The 18,697-nt window shown below is 60.4% G+C and carries 20 protein-coding genes; 14 read left to right on the top strand and 6 right to left on the bottom strand.

Annotated features, from left to right (window positions below):
• Positions 1 to 116: 116 nt before the first annotated feature.
• From IGB42_RS00500 to rfaE1, 10 genes are all read left to right on the top strand, one after another.
• A complete protein-coding gene (locus IGB42_RS00500) occupies positions 117 to 779 on the top strand; it encodes an META and DUF4377 domain-containing protein (protein ID WP_159665079.1) in 663 nt (220 codons plus the stop codon).
• Entirely contained in the window at positions 776 to 1,642 is an 867-nt protein-coding gene (locus IGB42_RS00495) for a prephenate dehydrogenase/arogenate dehydrogenase family protein (protein ID WP_159665076.1), read from the top strand. Before IGB42_RS00500 ends, IGB42_RS00495 begins: the two co-directional genes overlap by 4 nt.
• 94 nt (positions 1,643 to 1,736) lie before the next feature.
• Positions 1,737 to 2,411, top strand: coding sequence for a (d)CMP kinase (gene cmk, locus IGB42_RS00490; RefSeq protein ID WP_159665073.1), 675 nt, complete (start codon positions 1,737 to 1,739; stop codon positions 2,409 to 2,411).
• Between the two features lie 200 nt (positions 2,412 to 2,611).
• Positions 2,612 to 4,285 (top strand): 30S ribosomal protein S1, encoded by a 1,674-nt coding sequence (gene rpsA, locus IGB42_RS00485; RefSeq protein ID WP_174764154.1) that lies wholly within the window; start codon positions 2,612 to 2,614, stop codon positions 4,283 to 4,285.
• A gap of 18 nt (positions 4,286 to 4,303) precedes the next feature.
• Positions 4,304 to 4,588, top strand: a complete 285-nt coding sequence (locus IGB42_RS00480) for an integration host factor subunit beta (RefSeq protein ID WP_035054101.1) — start codon at positions 4,304 to 4,306, stop codon at positions 4,586 to 4,588.
• Between the two features lie 164 nt (positions 4,589 to 4,752).
• On the top strand, positions 4,753 to 5,055 hold the full coding sequence (locus tag IGB42_RS00475) for a lipopolysaccharide assembly LapA domain-containing protein (RefSeq protein WP_159665067.1): 303 nt from the start codon (positions 4,753 to 4,755) through the stop codon (positions 5,053 to 5,055).
• A gap of 51 nt (positions 5,056 to 5,106) precedes the next feature.
• A complete protein-coding gene (lapB, locus tag IGB42_RS00470; protein WP_159665064.1) occupies positions 5,107 to 6,294 on the top strand; it encodes a lipopolysaccharide assembly protein LapB in 1,188 nt (395 codons plus the stop codon).
• Positions 6,294 to 6,989 (top strand): orotidine-5'-phosphate decarboxylase, encoded by a 696-nt coding sequence (gene pyrF / locus IGB42_RS00465; RefSeq protein ID WP_159665061.1) that lies wholly within the window; start codon positions 6,294 to 6,296, stop codon positions 6,987 to 6,989. Before lapB ends, pyrF begins: the two co-directional genes overlap by 1 nt.
• Entirely contained in the window at positions 6,986 to 8,302 is a 1,317-nt protein-coding gene (locus IGB42_RS00460) for a UDP-glucose/GDP-mannose dehydrogenase family protein (RefSeq protein WP_159665057.1), read from the top strand. The genes pyrF and IGB42_RS00460 overlap by 4 nt, the downstream gene beginning before the upstream one ends.
• Positions 8,303 to 8,311: 9 nt before the next feature.
• On the top strand, positions 8,312 to 9,253 hold the full coding sequence (gene rfaE1, locus IGB42_RS00455; RefSeq protein WP_159665054.1) for a D-glycero-beta-D-manno-heptose-7-phosphate kinase: 942 nt from the start codon (positions 8,312 to 8,314) through the stop codon (positions 9,251 to 9,253).
• A 50-nt stretch (positions 9,254 to 9,303) separates the two neighbouring features.
• Here the strand turns inward: rfaE1 and IGB42_RS00450 are convergent, their stop codons facing one another.
• The 6 genes from IGB42_RS00450 to fdxA all read right to left on the bottom strand — a co-directional run bounded on the left by IGB42_RS00450 (position 9,304) and on the right by fdxA (position 13,118).
• Entirely contained in the window at positions 9,304 to 11,127 is a 1,824-nt protein-coding gene (locus IGB42_RS00450) for a GGDEF domain-containing protein (RefSeq protein WP_159665051.1), read from the bottom strand.
• 169 nt (positions 11,128 to 11,296) lie between these two features.
• Entirely contained in the window at positions 11,297 to 11,746 is a 450-nt protein-coding gene (gene rplI / locus IGB42_RS00445; protein ID WP_159665048.1) for a 50S ribosomal protein L9, read from the bottom strand.
• Positions 11,747 to 11,763: 17 nt separating this feature from the next.
• Positions 11,764 to 11,991, bottom strand: coding sequence for a 30S ribosomal protein S18 (gene rpsR / locus IGB42_RS00440; RefSeq protein ID WP_084090305.1), 228 nt, complete (start codon positions 11,989 to 11,991; stop codon positions 11,764 to 11,766).
• 8 nt (positions 11,992 to 11,999) lie between these two features.
• Positions 12,000 to 12,302, bottom strand: coding sequence for a primosomal replication protein N (priB, locus tag IGB42_RS00435; protein WP_159665045.1), 303 nt, complete (start codon positions 12,300 to 12,302; stop codon positions 12,000 to 12,002).
• Positions 12,303 to 12,665: a 30S ribosomal protein S6 gene (rpsF, locus tag IGB42_RS00430; RefSeq protein ID WP_159665042.1), complete on the bottom strand. Its 363-nt coding sequence runs from the start codon at positions 12,663 to 12,665 to the stop codon at positions 12,303 to 12,305. It lies immediately after the preceding gene.
• A 129-nt stretch (positions 12,666 to 12,794) separates the two neighbouring features.
• Entirely contained in the window at positions 12,795 to 13,118 is a 324-nt protein-coding gene (fdxA, locus tag IGB42_RS00425) for a ferredoxin FdxA (RefSeq protein ID WP_159665039.1), read from the bottom strand.
• 68 nt (positions 13,119 to 13,186) lie between these two features.
• Between fdxA and gluQRS the strand changes: the two genes are divergently transcribed.
• From gluQRS to IGB42_RS00405, 4 genes are all read left to right on the top strand, one after another.
• Positions 13,187 to 14,140 (top strand): tRNA glutamyl-Q(34) synthetase GluQRS, encoded by a 954-nt coding sequence (gene gluQRS / locus IGB42_RS00420; RefSeq protein ID WP_159665036.1) that lies wholly within the window; start codon positions 13,187 to 13,189, stop codon positions 14,138 to 14,140.
• A 254-nt stretch (positions 14,141 to 14,394) separates the two neighbouring features.
• On the top strand, positions 14,395 to 17,112 hold the full coding sequence (locus tag IGB42_RS00415; RefSeq protein WP_159665033.1) for a FimV/HubP family polar landmark protein: 2,718 nt from the start codon (positions 14,395 to 14,397) through the stop codon (positions 17,110 to 17,112).
• Positions 17,113 to 17,276: 164 nt separating this feature from the next.
• Positions 17,277 to 18,062, top strand: coding sequence for a tRNA pseudouridine(38-40) synthase TruA (truA, locus tag IGB42_RS00410; RefSeq protein WP_159665030.1), 786 nt, complete (start codon positions 17,277 to 17,279; stop codon positions 18,060 to 18,062).
• Entirely contained in the window at positions 18,062 to 18,697 is a 636-nt protein-coding gene (locus IGB42_RS00405; protein ID WP_159665027.1) for a phosphoribosylanthranilate isomerase, read from the top strand. Before truA ends, IGB42_RS00405 begins: the two co-directional genes overlap by 1 nt.

The following is an 18,697-nucleotide window of genomic DNA, read 5'->3' as shown; positions in this document are numbered from 1 at the left end:
CAGTGGCCGGCCACTGGTGTGCGAGCGCTTGCCGCACCCGTTGTGTGGCCTGCTGCCCCGCTGGCCCCGGATCGCCGCCCACGTGCACACCTGTTTATTTGATGAGGAGTACTCCCATGCGTAAATCCCTGTTCATTTCCGCGCTGGCGCTTTCTGCGCTGGCGTCGCTGGCACAGGCACGCTCGTTGCTGGACGGTGATTACCGTATAGACCGCGTGGTGGCCGCCGACGGCGCAGTGATCCGCCCGGTTGATCCGCGCATCGGCCTGACTGTCGAGGGTGAGCGGGTCAGCGGGTTTTCCGGTTGCAACCGCTTCATGGGCGCTATCCGCTACATGGACAGCAAGATCACGCTGGGGCCGCTGGCCGGCACGCGGATGATGTGCATACAAAATGAAGTGAGCACCATTGAGCACGCAGTGCTGGCCACGCTGGACAAGGTGAATGCCTTCGGCCTGAACCCGCAACAGAAAACCGTGGTGCTGCGCGGAGATCATGGCGAACTGGTGTCCTTGCTGCGCCGTGATGCCGTGGAAGAAAAGGTGCTGGAAATCGCCCCGCAAAAAGTGGAATGCACCGGCGTGGGCAAGATGGAATGCCTGCAGGTACGCGGTGCCGCAGATGAGCCCTGGACGTTGCTTTATCAGCAAATCGAAGGCTTCGATTTCAAAGCCGGTGTAAGCTATCGGCTTCGCGTGCGCGAAGAGCGGGTACCCAACCCGCCAGCGGACGCTCCGGCAACCCGGCTTATCCTGGTCGATATCCTCGAAAGTAAATGATTTCAGTCAACAAACTGGTGCTGCTGGGCACCGGCCTGATCGGCGGCTCCTTTGCCCTTGCACTCAAGCGTGCAGGGCTGGTCCGTCACGTGGTCGGTGTCGGCCGCAATCCTGAAAACTTGGCCCGCGCATTGCAGCTTCGGGTGATCGATGAAGCATCGCACAGTGCGGCCACGGCGGTGCAGGGCGCTGATCTGGTGCTGCTGGCCACGCCGGTTGGGCAGATGGGCGGCCTGATACGCGATATCGCGCCGCATCTGGCCGACGATTGCGTGATCAGCGATGCCGGCAGTACCAAGCAGGATGTGGCGGCCTTGTTCCGCGAGCATCTTGGCGCGCGATTGGCGCAGTGCGTGCCCGCGCACCCCATCGCGGGCTCCGAGCTTTCCGGTGCGTCTGCTGCCCAGTATGGCCTGTATGAAGGCCGCCGCGTGGTGCTGACGCCGCTGCCCGAATCCGCACCGGCCGCAGTCGCCAGGGTGCGGGCGCTGTGGGAAGCCTGCGGTGCCAGTGTGTTCGAGATGAGTACCGGCGAGCACGACAGCATTTTTGCCGCAGTCAGCCATGTGCCGCACCTGCTGGCGTTCTCGTACATGAATGCCTTGCTCGATCGCAGCAATGCCGATGCTTGTCTGGATTTTGCCGCCACCGGTTTCCGTGATTTCACCCGCATTGCCGGTGGTCACCCTGCCATGTGGCGCGATATCACGCTGGCCAACCGCGCCGCCATACTGGCTGATCTCAAGGCCAACGCCGCGCGGCTGGCGCAGGCCATCGAGCTGGTGGAAAACGCCGATACCGCCGGCTTGACCGATTACATCGAGCGCGCCAGCCGCGCCCGCAATGCTTGGGGCAGTTGCTGAGCGTTTGCAACCGGCACGACCGACCAGTCATTGCACCAGAGCGCATACCGATATCATTGTGACGGCATAGGCTGTCGCCAAGCAGGAGCCCGTCATGTCTGCAGTTCCCGTCATCGCCATCGATGGCCCATCCGCATCCGGCAAAGGCACGGTTGCCCAGCGCGTGGCCGATACGTTGGGGTTTCACTATCTTGATTCCGGCGCCATCTACCGGCTGACCGCGCTGGCCGCGCAACGCCAGAGCGTGCAATGGCAAGATGAAGCGCAGGTGGCGGCCATTGCCGCAACGCTGGATGTGCGCTTCGACGGCGCCGCCATCCATCTGGCTGGCAGCAACGTGACCGAAGCAATCCGCAGCGAAGAGATCGGTTCCGGCGCATCGGTGGTTGCGGCATTGCCGGCCGTGCGCGCTGCGTTGCTGGCCCGCCAGCATGCCTTTGCGCAGGCCCCGGGCCTGGTGGCCGATGGCCGGGATATGGGCTCGACGGTATTTCCTGCTGCGCCGCTCAAGGTTTTTCTCACCGCCTCGGCCGAGGCACGGGCAGAGCGCCGCTACAGGCAGTTGCTGGCACGTGGCGAGGCCGCAGACCTTGCCGCCATCACCGCCGATCTGCATGCGCGGGACGAGCGCGACCGTGCCCGCGCGGTGGCGCCGTTACAGCAATTGCCGGACGCCCGGCTGCTCGAAACCACCGCAATGGGCGTCGATGAGGCGGTTGCGCAGGTGCTGTCGTGGTGGAATGCAACAATAAACACGCCAAGTGCTTGAACTGTAAAAGAGAAATCCTTAAAATACTGCGATTGATCTTTGCCCTCGGTCCATTCCGGGTTGCGGGCAGCTGATCGTTTGGGGTCAAACCGGCGCAAGGCCGGGGCGACTTATGTGCAACTAACCCCCCGCTCCCCGCCTTTTCGGCATGGGAGTATTTGGAAACCTCCTCAATGACTACTGCTACTCTGTCGGGCTCCATGGAGAGCTTTGCCGCCCTGTTCGAAGAAAGCCTTCAGAACCAGGAAATGCGCTCCGGTGAAGTGATCACCGCTGAAGTCGTGGCAATCGACAACAACTTCGTGACCGTGAATGCCGGTCTGAAGTCCGAATCCCTGATCCCGGTTGAAGAATTCAAGAACGACAATGGCGAGCTGGACGTCAAGGTCGGCGATTTCGTCCCGGTTGCAATCGACAGCCTGGAAAACGGCTACGGCGAAACCAAGCTCTCCCGTGAAAAGGCCAAGCGCCTGGCCGCCTGGATCGAGCTGGAAGACTGCCTGGAACGTGGCCAAGTGATGTCCGGCGTGATCTCGGGCAAGGTCAAGGGCGGCCTGACCGTGATGGTCAATGGTCTGCGCGCCTTCCTGCCGGGTTCGCTGGTCGACATCCGTCCGATCAAGGACACCACGCCTTTCGAAGGCAAGCAAGTCGAATTCAAGGTTATCAAGCTCGATCGCAAGCGCAACAACGTGGTTGTGTCGCGTCGTGCCGTGCTGGAAGACAGCCTGGGCGAAGAGCGTCAGAAGCTGCTGGAAACCCTGCGCGAAGGCGCTGTCATCAAGGGTATCGTCAAGAACATCACCGACTACGGTGCGTTCGTTGACCTCGGCGGCATCGATGGCCTGCTGCACATCACCGACCTGGCATGGCGTCGCGTCAAGCACCCGAGCGAAGTGCTCGCGGTGGGCGACGAAGTCGAAGCCAAGGTCCTCAAGTTCGATCAAGAGAAGAACCGCGTATCCCTCGGCCTCAAGCAGCTGGGCGAAGATCCGTGGGTTGGCCTGTCGCGTCGCTACCCGCAAGGCACACGCCTGTTCGGCAAGGTAACCAACCTGACCGACTACGGCGCGTTCGTTGAAATCGAACAAGGCATCGAAGGCCTGGTGCACGTATCCGAAATGGATTGGACCAACAAGAACGTTCACCCGTCCAAGGTTGTTTCGCTGGGCGACGAAGTCGAAGTCATGATCCTCGACATCGACGAAGACAAGCGTCGTATCAGCCTGGGCATGAAGCAGTGCGCTGCCAACCCTTGGGACGATTTCGAAGTCAACTTCAAGAAGGGCGACAAGCTGAAGGGTTCGATCAAGTCGATCACCGACTTCGGCGTGTTCGTCGGTCTGCCGGGCGGCATCGATGGCCTGGTTCACCTGTCCGACCTGTCGTGGCACGTTGCCGGCGAAGAAGCCGTTCGCAACTTCAAGAAGGGCGACGAAGTCGAAGCCATCGTCCTGTCGATCGACGTCGACAAGGAACGCATCAGCCTCGGCATCAAGCAACTGGAAGGTGATCCGTTCAACAACTACGTGTCGAGCAGCGACAAGGGCGCCATCGTCAAGGGTACTGTCAAGTCCCTGGATGCCAAGGGTGCCGTGGTTCTGCTGGCTGACGACGTCGAAGGCTACCTGCGTTCGACTGAAGTCTCCCGCGACCGTGTTGAAGACATCCGTACCGTGCTGAAGGAAGGCGACGAAGTCGAAGCCATGATCATCAACGTTGATCGCAAGAACCGTTCGATCAACCTGTCGATCAAAGCCAAGGACATGGGCGATGAGAAGAGCGCAATGAGCCAGCTGTCGTCCGATGCAACTGCCGGCACGACCAACCTCGGCGCATTGCTGAAGGCAAAGCTGTCCGGCTCGAACGAGTAATCTGTTTTGAGCGACGGTATGACCAAGTCTGAACTCATTGCAAAACTCGCCGAGCGTTATCCGCAGTTGGTGGCGAAAGATGCTGAGTTGGCCGTCAAGACCATCCTCGATGCGATGGCGAAAAGCCTTGCGCAAGGTCGTCGCATCGAGATCCGTGGTTTTGGCAGTTTTGACCTTAACTACCGTCCGCCCAGATTGGGTCGCAATCCGAAATCCGGTACCAAGGTAGAGGTACCGGAGAAGTTCGTGCCCCATTTCAAGGCGGGCAAAGAGTTGCGCGAAAGAGTTGACGAGTTGCTCTGACTCCAAGACTGACAAAAACGGCGTCCCACAAGGACGCCGTTTTTCTTTGTATCTGTGAAAGCTTGCTGTTTGCCCTGCTGCTAGTGGCTGGTGGAATCGGCTACAATGCAGCCCATCTACCCGGTAGCCACAATTCTGGCCGCCAGCACTTCAAGCGAGTACGCATGCGCTACCTGATTTGGTTTGTCCAGTTTGTCTTCTTCGTCATTGCGCTGGGCTTCGCGCTGCGCAATGCTCAGCCTGTCACGCTCAATTTTTTTGTCGGTTATGCCTGGACCGCACCGCTGGTGCTGCAATTGCTGGCATTCTTCGTGCTGGGTGCGATGGTTGGTGCGCTGGCTTTGCTGGGCAAGGTGATCCACTACCGGCGTGAAGTGATCAAGCTGCGCCGCGAGCTGCGCGTGCGCACCGCCGCCACACCACCTGCACCTGATCTGGTGCTGGAGCAACCGCGCGATGCCGTTTAAGGCAGTTGCGCTCCGGGCAGGCTTCCTGCCGCATAACTTCCTGGTTTTGTCATGCCTGATTCCCAGTTCTGGTGGTTGATCGCGTTCCCGATTTTCTTTGGTCTGGGCTGGTTGGCTGCGCGTGTCGATATCAAGCACGTCTTGTCCGAAACGCGCTCGCTGCCCGCGTCGTACTTCAAGGGCCTCAATTTTCTGCTCAACGGCCAGACCAATCGCGCGGTCGAAGTGTATGTGGAGATTGCCCGCCATCACGCTGAAACGGTGGAACTGCAGTTCACGCTCGGGCATCTGTTCCGCCGCCGTGGCGAGCTGGAACGCGCCATCCGCATGCACCAGAAGTTGCTGGCGCGGCGTGATCTGGTTGAAACGCAGCGCCAGCAGGCACAGTTCGAACTGGCGCAGGACTTCATGAAAGCCGGTTTGTTCGACCGTGCAGAGGCCATCCTCACCGAACTGGCTCATACCGATTATGCGCGGCAGGCGCGCACCGAGTTGCTGGGCGTGTACCAGCAGGAAAAAGACTGGCACAAGGCCATTGAAACTGCCCGCCAGCTCCGCGACGACAGCCATAATTATCAACATGAAATTGCCCAGTTCTATTGTGAACTGGCAGTGCAAGCGCATACGCGCTCGAAATCGGATGAAGCACGTGCCTATCTGGAGCAGGCGCTTGAGGCCAACCGGCAGTGCGCGCGTGCGCGCCTGCTGCTGGGGGATATTGCCGAGGCTGAAGGCGACAAGAACGCGGCCATCGAGCAATGGCTGCAGCTGGAAAACCAGGATCCGCTTTATCTCGCGCTGGCCGCACGCGCTTTGCTTGGTGCCTACGACGCATTGGAGCGCAGTGAGGAGGGCTTGCAGCTGTTGCTGCGCCTGCTGCGTCAGTACCCTGAGCTGGACGTGCTGGATCTGGCGTACGAGCGGATTCTGTCCCAGCAGGGGCTGGATGCCGCATATGCATTCGTGCGTGAACGCCTGCAAGCACATCCGAGCATGCCCAGTTTGCGCAAGGTGCTGGAAGCGCATTTCCTGGTGGCGCCGGATGACCAGAAGGCCGAGCTCGACATCATCGTCAAACTGCTTAATGACGCGACGCGCGAGCAGTCGATGTACTTCTGCAATCACTGTGGCTTCAAGGCCAAGCAATATTTCTGGCATTGCCCGGCATGCACCGAATGGGAAGCCTTTGCTCCGGTGCGCGGCCGCAAGAATCGTCTCAATCAAACGGAAAGCTATTGATGTCCGACCCCCGTATCGTCGTTGCGCTCGATTACCCGGATGCCGCTGCTGCGCTGGCGTTTGCCGCACGCGTATCACCCGGGCTGTGCCGCCTGAAAGTGGGCAAGGAATTATTCACCGTTGCCGGGCCGCAGCTTGTAGAAGCGCTGGTGGCGCGCGGCTTCGATGTATTCCTCGACCTCAAGTTCCATGATATTCCCAATACCGTTGCGCAAGCCTGCAAGATGGCTGCCGGCCTCGGCGTATGGATGGTGAACGTGCATGCGTCCGGCGGACGCAAGATGATGGAAACCACGCGTGATGCGCTGGAAGCCTTGCCGCAGCGCCCGTTGCTGATTGCGGTGACGGTGCTTACCAGCATGGATGCTGCGCAGCTGGCGGAAATCGGTCTGCCGGAACCGGCGGTACAGGTGGAGCGGCTGGCACGATTGACCAAGGATTGCGGGCTGGATGGCGTAGTGTGCTCCGCGCAGGAAGCCGGCCTGCTCAAGGCCGCTTGCGGCCGCGATTTCAAGCTGGTGACGCCAGGCATCCGGCCGGCTGATGCCGCGCTGGACGACCAGAGCCGCGTGATGACGCCACAGGCCGCCGTGGCCGCCGGTAGCGATTATCTGGTGATCGGTCGCCCGATCACGCAAAGCGCCGATCCGCTGGCCACGCTGCAAAGCATCAATCTCAGCCTGGGTGCTGCATGAACATCACCGTGATTGGTACCGGCTATGTTGGCCTCGTTACCGGTGCTTGCCTCGCCGAGTATGGCAATGACGTGCTCTGCCTTGATCTGGACGAAAAGAAGATCGCGCTGCTGAAGAATGGCGGCATCCCGATTTACGAGCCGGGGCTTGATGACGTGGTGGCGCGCAATGTGGCCGCCGGCCGCCTGCGCTTCACCACCGATGTAGCCGAATCGGTGCAGCACGGCATGGTGCAGTTCATTGCCGTGGGTACGCCGCCGGATGAAGATGGCTCAGCCGATCTGAGCTACGTACTGGCTGCCGCCCGCAACATCGGCCGGCTGATGACCGATTACAAGATCGTGGTCGACAAATCCACGGTGCCGGTCGGTACCGCGGAGAAGGTCAGGGAAACCATCGCCACCGCCTTGGCCGAGCGTGGTGAGGCGATCGAATTCAGCGTGGCATCCAATCCGGAGTTTCTGAAAGAGGGTGCCGCGGTGGATGATTTCATGCGTCCGGACCGCATCGTGATCGGTGCCGAGGATGCGCGTGCCATCCAGGTGATGAAGGCCATCTATCACCCGTTCCAGCGCAACCATGATCGCACGCTGATCATGGATATCCGCTCGGCCGAGCTGACCAAGTACGCCGCCAATGCCATGCTGGCCACGCGGATCTCGTTCATGAATGAAGTGGCCAACCTGGCGGAAAAACTTGGTGCGGACATTGAGCACGTACGCCGCGGCATCGGTTCGGATCCGCGCATCGGTTACCATTTTCTTTACCCGGGCTGCGGTTACGGCGGCTCGTGTTTTCCCAAGGATGTGCAGGCGCTACAACGCACCGCGCTGGAAAACGGCATGCAGTTGCAGGTGCTGGGCGCGGTTGAAGCCGTCAACGATAGCCAGAAAACCATCCTGCTGAAAAAGCTGCTGGTCCGCTTTGGCGATGACCTGTGCGGCTTGTGTTTTGCGGTATGGGGCTTGGCGTTCAAACCCAAGACCGACGACATGCGCGAAGCACCCAGCCTGGCGCTGATCGAGGGCCTGCTTGAGCATGGTGCAACCGTGGTGGCGTTCGATCCGGTGGCAATGTCCGAGGCGCGCCGGCATCTGGGCGAGCGTGTGACCTATGCGGCAAACCCGATGGACGCGCTCGATGGTGCAGATGCGCTGCTGATCGTCACCGAATGGAAGCAATTCCAGGTGCCTGATTTCGATGCAGTCAAACGCCGGTTGAAAACACCGCTGATTCTTGACGGCCGCAACCTGTATGACCCGGCGTTCGTGCGCCAGCACGGGATCGAATACCAGGCCGTTGGCCGCCGTTGAGGACGCTTCATGAATCTCGCTGATTTGCAGGTTGCCATCGGCAGTGCACGCGTGCTGGTGGTGGGTGACGTGATGCTGGACCGTTACTGGTTTGGCGATGTCGAGCGCATTTCGCCCGAGGCCCCGGTGCCGGTGGCACGCATACGCCGCACGGATGAGCGCGCTGGTGGTGCCGCCAACGTGGCGCGCAATATCGCGGCGCTGGGTGGCCAGGCCAGTCTGCTGGCGGTCATCGGTGACGATGAAGCAGGCGCCAGCCTGGAAAAGCTGTTGCAGACCGAGCGGGTGAGCACCAGCCTGTACCGTGATCCGCAGATCGCCACCACGGTGAAGTTGCGGGTGCTGGCACGGCAGCAGCAACTGTTGCGTATCGATTTCGAAGAAACACCCAGCCGCGATATCCTCGCCAGCAAGCTGGACGAATTCCGCAAGCTGCTGGCGGAAATCGACGTGGTCATCCTGTCCGACTACGGCAAGGGTGGGCTGTTGCATGTGCGCGAAATGATCGCGGCGGCGCGCAATGCCGGCAAGCCGGTGCTGGTCGACCCGAAAGGGGATGATTACACCCCTTACCGTGGCGCTACACTGCTCACACCCAATCGCAGCGAGTTCAGGCAGGTGGCAGGCTCGTGGCGTGATGACGCCGATTTCAGCATGAAGGCGCAATCGCTGCGCGAGCAGCTGGATCTGGAAGCGCTGCTGGTGACCCGCAGCGAGGAGGGCATGACGCTGTTCCGCTCGCAGGGGGTGTCGCATCAGCCGACGGTGGCGCAGGAGGTATTTGACGTATCCGGTGCCGGCGATACGGTGATCGGCACGCTGGGGCTGATGCTGGCTGCCGGTTTGACGCTGCCGGACGCAGTGGCATGGTCCAACCGCGCCGCAGGCGTGGTGGTGGGCAAGCTGGGGACTGCCGTGGTGCACCCGGAAGAGCTATTCGTGGCGGACTAAGCCGCGCGGTGGCCTTGCGGAGCGGAAAAGCCGGCATCAGCCGGCTTTTTCTATGCGTGCGGTTCGGTCGGCAGTTCCGCTGTCAGTACCAGATTCTTGCCGGCCAGCTTGGCACGATACATGGCAGCATCCGCCCGTTCGACCACGTTGGCGCGGTGCTCGCCGGGCTGCACTTCGGTCACGCCGGCACTGAAGGTGATCAGTACCTTGTCGTTGTTGTGCATGAAGAAGCGCCGCGTCAGTTCGCGCTGCAGCCGCTGCAGCGTGGGCACGGCTTCCTGGGTAGTGGTTTCCGGCAGCAGCAGGATGAATTCCTCGCCGCCATAGCGCGCCACCACATCGGTCGGCCGCAACAGGTCCTTGATCACGGCCACCAGGTGGCTGAGCGCGGCATCGCCGGCTGCATGGCCGCGGGAATCGTTGAGCTGCTTGAAATTGTCGATATCCAGCAACGCCAGCGACAAGGGCTTGCCGCTGCGCTGCGCGCGTGATGCTTCCATCTCGTATGATTCTTCCATGCCGCGCCGGTTCAGCGCGCCGGTCAGCTGGTCGATGCGGATTTTCTCGCTGACTTCGCGCAGCTCGGCTTCCAGCTGGCGGATCTTTTCCTGGGATTGATCCACTTGCAGCCGCGCTTCCTGCATGTCGTCGCGGTTGCGGCGCACATCCAGCTGCATGGCGCGGGTATCCTGTAGCAGGTCTGCCATCACGTGGCGAATATCGCCCAGATCGTTGGCTTGCTGAATCTGCTCGGCATAAACTGCGATGCGGCCATGGTATTGATCGGTGCTGTCCGATAGCGTGCCCAGCCGGTCGATGAAGCTGGCAATCATCGATTTGAGCGCATGCTGGGCCTCCATCAGACTTTTCTTCAGCATGCTCTGCTTGTAGATCACTTCCTTGAGGCCGGCTTCGGCATCGTAGATCAGCCGCATATCCAGCGGTTTTTCCATGATGGCGTGCACCACGGCGATCTGGCCGTGCAGCATATCGTCATCCACCACCAGTTCGCTCATATTGCCGGTCAGCAGGCGCAACAGGTTGAGCAGCCCGTCGCACAGCCGTTGTTCCTGGTCGTTCAATAGTTCCAGCCGCATCCAGAATTTGCGCAGCCGCACATTGAATTTCTGTACGTCGGCATCGAGCGTGGCCGCCAGCGCCTCGCTGCCGATCTCGGTGGCTTCGCTGGCCAGATCCGGGTAGTGCCGCAGCCGGGGCGCGAGGCCTTGCGACATGGCATGCGCCAGTGCCTGCTGCCACGAGATATCACCGCCGGCAGAAGCGGGTGGCGGAAAGGCGGGTAGCGGCTGGGTGGTGGAAAACGATGCGGTACTGTTGGTGACCGGGCCACCGTTCTCGTCGCTGACCGGCGTATCGTTCTCGCTGCTGGTTTCGCCCCAGCTGCGCAACAGGCTGGTCAGCTTGTCGTTCAGCTGCTCCGGATCGCTGCCGAAATGGATCAGCACCCGTTCCAGCGATTCCATTTTCCGGTTGCGCGGGTAAGCGGGATTGCGCAAATCCCATTGCTTGACGAGGTTGCGCACCAGCTCCGACCAAGGCTGTACCAAGCCGGATTGGCCACCCTGTGATTCCACGTATTTGATGATGAGGGCGGGCACTGCCGGCCAGTCGCCGTTGCGATTGGCCTTCCTGAGCTGATCCAGCGTGCGCTTGAGCTCGGGCGACTGGCGTGGCAGTGCTTCCAGCGCCTGTTCGATCTGCAATGCCAGCGCTGGCAGCCGTTCATCCTCGCTGGTGCCGGCAATGCCATGGTAGACCTCCGAATAGTGCTCGGGGGTCGGATCCAGGCGCTGCTGGGTCAATTCCTTCAGCGTTTCACGGGCGATTTCGGTGGGCTTGCTCAGTTTGCGCATGGCTGATGATAGGCAGGGTCAGGCACACATTATAGGGTGAGCGGGACAGGACTTCGCATCGATCATCAAATGCTGTTTCAAACTGGTTGAACCAGGTGTGCAGGAATCGCAGGCAAAAAAAACGGGGCATCCGCAGATGCCCCATTTTCTGTTCCGGTTACCGGGTGGCTTATTGCTCGCCAACCACGACAACTTTCACGTCGACGGTCACGTCGTGATGCAGTGCCAGCGTCACGTCGTATTCGCCAATGGCCTTCAGCGGGCCTTCCGGCAGGCGGACTTCAGCCTTGCTCACTTCAACGCCGGTCGCGGTGATTGCAGCAGCGATGTCGGCATTGGTGATGGAGCCGAACAGACGGCCATCAACACCAGCCTTCTGGGCTACGGTAACCGAAGCGCCAGCCAGCTTTTCAGCACGGCCCTGGGCACCGGTCAGGATGTCAGCCTGGCGGGCTTCGAGTTCAGCGCGACGCGCTTCGAATTCCTTCAGGTTGGCTTCGGTAGCACGCTTGGCCTTGCCTTGCGGGATCAGGAAGTTACGGGCAAAGCCGTCCTTGACCTTGACCACATCGCCCAGTTGACCCAGGTTGCCTACTTTCTCGAGCAGAATGATTTGCATGGTTCTCTCTCCTCGGCTTAGTGCAGGTCGGTGTACGGCAGCAGGGCCAGGAAGCGCGCGCGCTTGATGGCAGCCGACAGTTGACGCTGGTAACGCGCCTTGGTACCGGTGATGCGAGCCGGGATGATCTTGCCGTTTTCAGCAATGAAATCTTTCAGGATCGCGGTGTCCTTGTAGTCGATTTCCTTGATGCCTTCGGCGCTGAAGCGGCAGAACTTTCTGCGCTTGAACAGATTGCGGGACATGGTAGACCTCAATTCAGTAATTCAAATTCATCGATATGCAAAACGAGCCGGCGGGTCTGCTTTTGATTGGCGCAGGCCAGAAAACCGGTTGCGCGCACTGGCTGATCCTGGCGTAACTGGCTCAAGGCCAATGCAGTTTTTCCGATCGCCATCGCTTCCACTTCGGCCACGACTTTCCTTGCGGTGCCGTTTTCGATTCGTTGCGATTGATGCGCAATCACGCACATCTGTATCGGTGTTCCTGCCGGGCTATGGCGCAGTGCCGGTAATTCAGACAGCACCCCGGTTATTTCGACTCGATTACGATCCAATTAAGCAGCTGCTTGGCCTTGTTCGCCAGTCAACGAGCGGGACTTCTCTTCCTTCATCATCGGCGACGCTTCGGTCACTGCGTGTTCCATCTTGATAGTCAGATGGCGCAGTACTGCATCGTTGAACTTGAAGGCGTGCTCGAGTTCGTCCAGGGTAGCCTGGCCGATTTCGACGTTCATCAGCACGTAATGAGCTTTGTGGATCTTCTGGATCGGGTAAGCCAGTTGACGGCGGCCCCAGTCTTCCAGGCGATGGATCTGGCCGTTACCGGTTGCGATCAGGGACTTGTAGCGCTCGATCATGGCGGGCACTTGCTCGCTTTGATCCGGGTGCACAATGAAAACGATCTCATAATGTCGCATGAGTTTTCCTTGTGGGTTAAGCCTGCCGAGTGCGACCACGGTCAGGCAAGGGGTAAAACGAAAGATTATAGAATGAAAACAGCCACCTGCTCAAGGGGCTGCTGATGTTTGCTGCGGAAGGGCGCTGGTTCAGCGTTCGACCTGGTCGAACTTGCCTTGCACGCCGGACCATTCTTCATGATCAGGCAACGGGTCTTTTTTCTCGACGATGACAGGCCACAGTTGGGCAAGCTCCGCGTTCAGCGGAATGTACTGCAGCATGTCGGCCGGCACATCATCCTCGGCATAAATGGCTTCCACCGGGCATTCGGCCACGCACAGCGTGCAGTCGATGCATTCATCGGGGTCGATCACCAGAAAGTTGGGGCCTTCGTGAAAGCAGTCGACCGGGCACACGTCCACGCAGTCGGTGTACTTGCATTTCACACAGGCGTCAGTGACGACGTAAGTCATGGCGTTTCCTTTTCTGGCTGGTTCTGGCGACAATCCCGCATTCTAACAAAGCTCGCCGGCCGTAAACCATGCTTGCGCCATTTCCATCGCTCAATTTGCCTGATCCGCCCGTCATCGCCGGCTATTGCGGCCGCTTTGCGCCCAGTCCTACCGGCGAGCTGCATCTGGGTTCGCTGCTGGCGGCCGTCGCCAGTTTCCTGGAGGCGCGCCGTCACGACGGGCAATGGCTGGTGCGCATGGAGGACCTGGATCAGCCGCGCATGGTGGCCGGCGCCGCTGATCGCATCCTTGCCGTGCTGGACGCGCATGGCTTCGCGTGGGATGAGCCGGTGTTGTATCAAAGCGCCAGATCGGATGTATATGAAATGGCGCTGGCGCAACTGCGTGAACGGCAACTGGTTTATCCCTGCGCCTGCACGCGCAGGGAGGTGGCGCAAATTGCCCGTGCCGGCATCGATGGCCCGGTCTATCCGGGTACCTGCCGCAACGGCTTGCAGCCAGGGCGTACCCCGCGTGCGTGGCGGCTGCGTGTAAACGGGGCGAATGTGTCGTTCATTGATGCGATTCAGGGGCCGCAATCACAGCAACTTGCCGATTCGGTCGGCGATTTCGTCTTGCACCGCGCCGATGGCCTGTTTGCGTATCAGCTTGCCGTGGTGGTGGATGATGCGGTGCAGAATATCAATCATGTGGTACGTGGCGCCGATCTGCTTGACTCCACGCCAAGACAAATATATCTGCTGCAATCGCTGGGATTAACCGTGCCGCACTATGCGCATATTCCGGTGCTCGTCAATGCTGCCGGCGAGAAGCTGAGTAAACAGACTTTGGCCAAACCGTTGCAGGCGACAGATGCCGTTTCAAATCTCTGGCAGGCTTTGGATTATCTGGGCCAAAAACCGCCTGTTGATCTGGCTAAAACAACGCTGGCGGAAATTTGGCAATGGGCGCACATTCATTGGTGCGTTGAACAGGTGCCGGGGATGCGTGGCGTGCCCATTGCAGGCAGCCGGCAGGCGTGAAATGCAGCGGGTTTTGCACGCTACGGATCGTTAGTGGCAAAACATAGTGAATTGATAAATATTGCTTTCCCCTCTTATTGGGTATTTGCTATATCTGCAACTGATTGTTGTTGCGAATCACCGCGCCTTGCGCGGGTGTGTAAGGTGATGTTATGTTGCCTGCCGATAGTAAAAGAAGCTGTCTGCGTGTTGCGAATAAGCCTTGGGGGAGTACCGTGCCGATCCAATCGAAATTGAAAGCTTGTGCGCTAGCCATGTTGTTGGCCAGCTCCTGGTCCGCGCATGCGGCAGGGCTAGGGCGCCTGAGTGTTGTATCTGGCCTGGGCCAGCCCTTCAGGGCAGAGATAGACCTGGTTTCCGTGCAGGCCAGCGAAGCCGATTCGCTGGCGGTGAGCCTGGCGTCGCCTGAGGCATTTTCAAATGCCCAGATTCCATATCCGCCTACTTCACTGGGCTTGCGATTCAATATCGAGAAGCGCGGTAGCGGCCAATACTATGTGCTGGTGACCTCCGGTCAGGTCGTCAGCGAGCCATTCCTTGATCTGCTGGTTGATCTGAACTGGGCAACTGGTCGCATCCAGCGCGAATATACCGCGCTGCTCGACCCGGTCGGCTATGGTTCGACGGGTTCCGCCAGCAGCCAGAGCGGAGATCGTTTCTCTGATCAGGCATTGCCGGGCAACCGCGTTTCCGGTGCAGTGAAAGCGCCGCGGGTCAGCAGCAAGGCCAAGCGCGCCAAGGCAGCCGGCACCACCGAGGCATCGACCACGGCAGAGCCGTCCGCCACCCCGGCTGCGCCGTCCGATGAAGCTGCTGCGGGCAGCTACAAGGTCAAATCCGGCGATACGCTGTCGTCGATTGCCAACAAGGTCAAGCCGGAAGGCGTGAACCTCGAGCAAGTGCTGGTCAGTCTTTACAAGACCAACCCGGATGCATTCGATGGCAACATGAACCGCCTGAAGCGCGGCAAGATTCTGAATGTGCCGGATCGCGAGCAGATTGCCGCGGTGAGCAAGAGCGAAGCCGCGCAGGAAATCCGTGCGCAGGCAGAAAACTGGCGCAGCTATCGCAGCAAGCTGGCAGAAGCTGCCGGCAAGCAGCCGGCTGCCGAAGTGGACGACAAGGCTGCCGCAGGCAAGATCACCGCCAAGGTGGAAGACAAGGGCGCGGGCCAGAACGAATCGAACAAGGATGTACTCAAGCTTTCCAAGGGCAGCGATGCCAAGGGCAAGAAGGGTACATCTGCAGAGCAGGGCAAGCTGCAGGCACTGGAAGAAGAAGCTGCTGCACGCCAGAAATCGCTGGATGAAGCCAATCAGCGCGTGACCGAGCTGCAAAAGAACGTGCGCGATATGGAAAAAGCGCTGGCGGTGAAGGGCAAGCTGCCTGCTTCCGCTGCCGCAACGGCCAAGCCGACTGCAGAGCCGACACTGGCCCCGGTTGTGGAAACAGCGGCTTCTGCCGTGGAGACTGCATCGGCCGTGGTTGCAGCTTCCGCTGTGGAAGCCAGCGCCGTTGCGCCGGTAGCCAGTGAGCCGGTAGCCAGCAAGCCACGCGTGAAGATTGCGCCGACGCCGGTACCGGTCGAAGAAGAATCTTTCCTTGATTCACTGCTGGCCAACCCGTTGTTGCTGGGTGGCGGTCTTGCGGCCATCCTGGCCGGCGTGGGCGGCCTGATCTGGGCGCGTCGCCGTAACCGCCCGGGCAACTTTGCCGACAGCATCATCACCGGTGGTGATCTCAAGCCCAATACCGTGCTTGGCAACACCGGCGGTGCGGTGATCAGCACGCAGCCAACCGAAAACTCCTTCCTGACCGATTTCAGCCGCCAGGGCCTCGGCACCATCGATACCGATGAAGTCGATCCGATCGCCGAAGCCGAGGTCTACATGGCCTACGGCCGTGATGCACAGGCAGAGGAAATCCTGCGTGATGCGCTGGCCAAGGATCCGAACCGCCACGAAGTGCGCCTGAAGCTGCTGGAAATCTATTCGGCACGCAAGGACAAGACCGCGTTTGAAGAAATCGCCGCTGATCTTTATGCGCAACTGAACGGTCAGGGCCCGATCTGGGAACAGGCTGCCTTCATGGGCCGCAATATCGATCCGGAAAATCCGCTGTACCAGCGCAAGGACGAACCGGCAGCCGATGGCTTTGCCGCGACTGCTGCGTTCGGTGCCGGGGCTGCCGCTGCTGTGGCGGCAGCTGCACCGCAAGAACTGGACTTCGATCTGGGCGCTCCTGGCGCGCTGGATGCGGAAACCAAGCCGATGGCTGCTGATGATCTGGCCGATGATTTCGATCTGGATCTGCCGATCGAGGCCGCAACGCCTGCTCCGGCACCTGCGCCGACGGCATCGCTTGACGATGACTTGGGTTTCGATCTGGATGAATTCGTGGTGCCGGGTGAAACGCCTGTACCGGCGCCGGCAGCCAGGATTGAAGAGCCGCTGTTCCATACCGAAACACTGGCACCGGTTAGCTCGGGCTTTGTCGATGCGCCGGCCGCTGCGGCTTTTGACGTGCCCGCTGATAGCGATCTGGATTTCTCGCTGGATGACCTGATGCCGACGCCTGCCCCGGCACCGGTGGCTGCGCCGGTTGCACCGGCCCCTGCCGCTGCGCTGGACGAAGACCTGGCAACAGACCTTGATTTCGATTTCGCACTGGGCGACAGCACCACGGCCGAACCCAGCCCGGAAGCGGTTGAAGAGGCATTGGGCGAGCTGAACCTCGACGATATCAACCTGGACCTGGGGGACGATAATGCACTGACTGCAAGCGCGCTGCAGCCGGTTGACGAGCATGCGGACTTTGCCGGTGATGATCCGGTGCAGACCAAGATCGATCTGGCCAAGGCCTATATCGACATGGGCGACGTTGAAGGTGCACGAGAGATCCTGCAGGAAGCCATCGGCGAGGGGAATGCGGGCCAGCAGCAAGAGGCACGCGGCTTGCTCGATACGCTGTGATGCGGTACTGAAACCGGCCGCACATGCTGCGGCTGGCGGGTAAATGGCGTGATTGCTGCGGCAATTCACGCCATTTGCTTTTTGTGTGACCGCACCGCGCGGTACCATGCGGGCCTGGCACTGCGTGCGGTGCCGGGTTTTCATTGTTTTGACTGGACAAGTACATGACGCGCTACGCCTTGGCGCTGGAATACGATGGCCGCGCGTTCAGCGGCTGGCAGGTGCAGCCGGACCGGGTCACCGTGCAGTCGGTGCTGGAACGCGCGCTGGCGCAGATGGCTGGCCAGCCGGTGCGCGTGCATGCGGCAGGGCGCACCGATGCCGGCGTGCATGCCAGCCGGCAGATCGTGCATTTCGATACCGATGCCAAGCGCACGCTGACTGCCTGGGTGCGTGGCGTGAACAGCTTCCTGCCCGAGGGGGTGGGCGTGCTGTGGGCACGCGAAGTGCCCGATCATTTTCATTCCCGCTTCGTTGCCACCGCACGCCATTATCGCTATCTGCTGCTCAATCACCCGGTACGCCCGGCGCTGTGGGCGGGCAGGGTGGGCTGGTCGCACCATCCGCTGGACCTTGACGCCTTGCGCGCCGCTGTGCCGCATTTGCTCGGCCAGCATGATTTTTCCAGTTTCCGTGCGGCGGAATGCCAAGCCAAGACGCCGGTCAAGACGCTATCGAGGCTGGACGTGCACGCCGAGGGCACTTTGCTGTACTTCGATTTCTCTGCCGATGCCTTTTTGCATCACATGGTGCGTAACCTGATGGGTGCGCTGCTACATATTGCCAAGGGCAACCGGCCGCCGGAATGGATGGCCGAACTGGTGGCCGCACGCGACCGTACCATCGCACCGCCCACCTTCATGCCGGACGGACTCTACCTTGCTGGTGTAAGCTATCCGTCTGAATATGGTCTGGCTACCGAGCCAGAGCCCCGCCACGGATTGATTTGATGATGCCCCGTATCAAGATTTGCGGCCTGCGCGATACAGAAAACGCGCTGCTGGCCGCGCGTGCAGGCGCCGATGCCATCGGCTTCGTGTTCTACGCGCCCAGCCCGCGCAACGTGGAAATCGATGTGGCCGCGCGTATCGTGGCTGCGTTGCCCGCCTTCGTAAGCAGTGTGGCGCTGTTCGTCGATGCAGACCCGGCGCTGGTGCGCGAAGTGATCGGGCGGGTGAAAATCGACCTGCTGCAGTTCCACGGCGATGAAGCGCCCGAGTACTGCCGTCAGTTTGGCCGCCCCTATATCAAGGCGGTGCGGGTAAAACCGGATACAAATTTGGTAGAATATTGCGCGCAGTACCCGGATGCGAAGGGTGTGCTGGTCGATGCTTTCGTCGATGGCACGCCGGGCGGCACCGGGGAGGCGTTCGATTGGACGTTGCTGCCGAACGACTTGCCGCTGCCGTTGATCTTGTCCGGCGGCCTTCATCCAGACAATGTAACCGACGCGGTACGCAAGGTGCGGCCGTGGGCGGTTGATGTATCCAGTGGCGTTGAAGCTGCCCGTGGCATCAAGGATCCTGCCAGAATCCAGGCCTTTATCCATGCAGTTGCAGCAGCCCAGTCATCGCTTGCCAAGTGA

Source organism: Andreprevotia sp. IGB-42 (genome assembly GCF_009848685.1).
Classification (GTDB): Bacteria; Pseudomonadota; Gammaproteobacteria; order Burkholderiales; family Chitinibacteraceae; genus Andreprevotia.
This window is presented reverse-complemented; position numbering and strand designations above follow the sequence as displayed.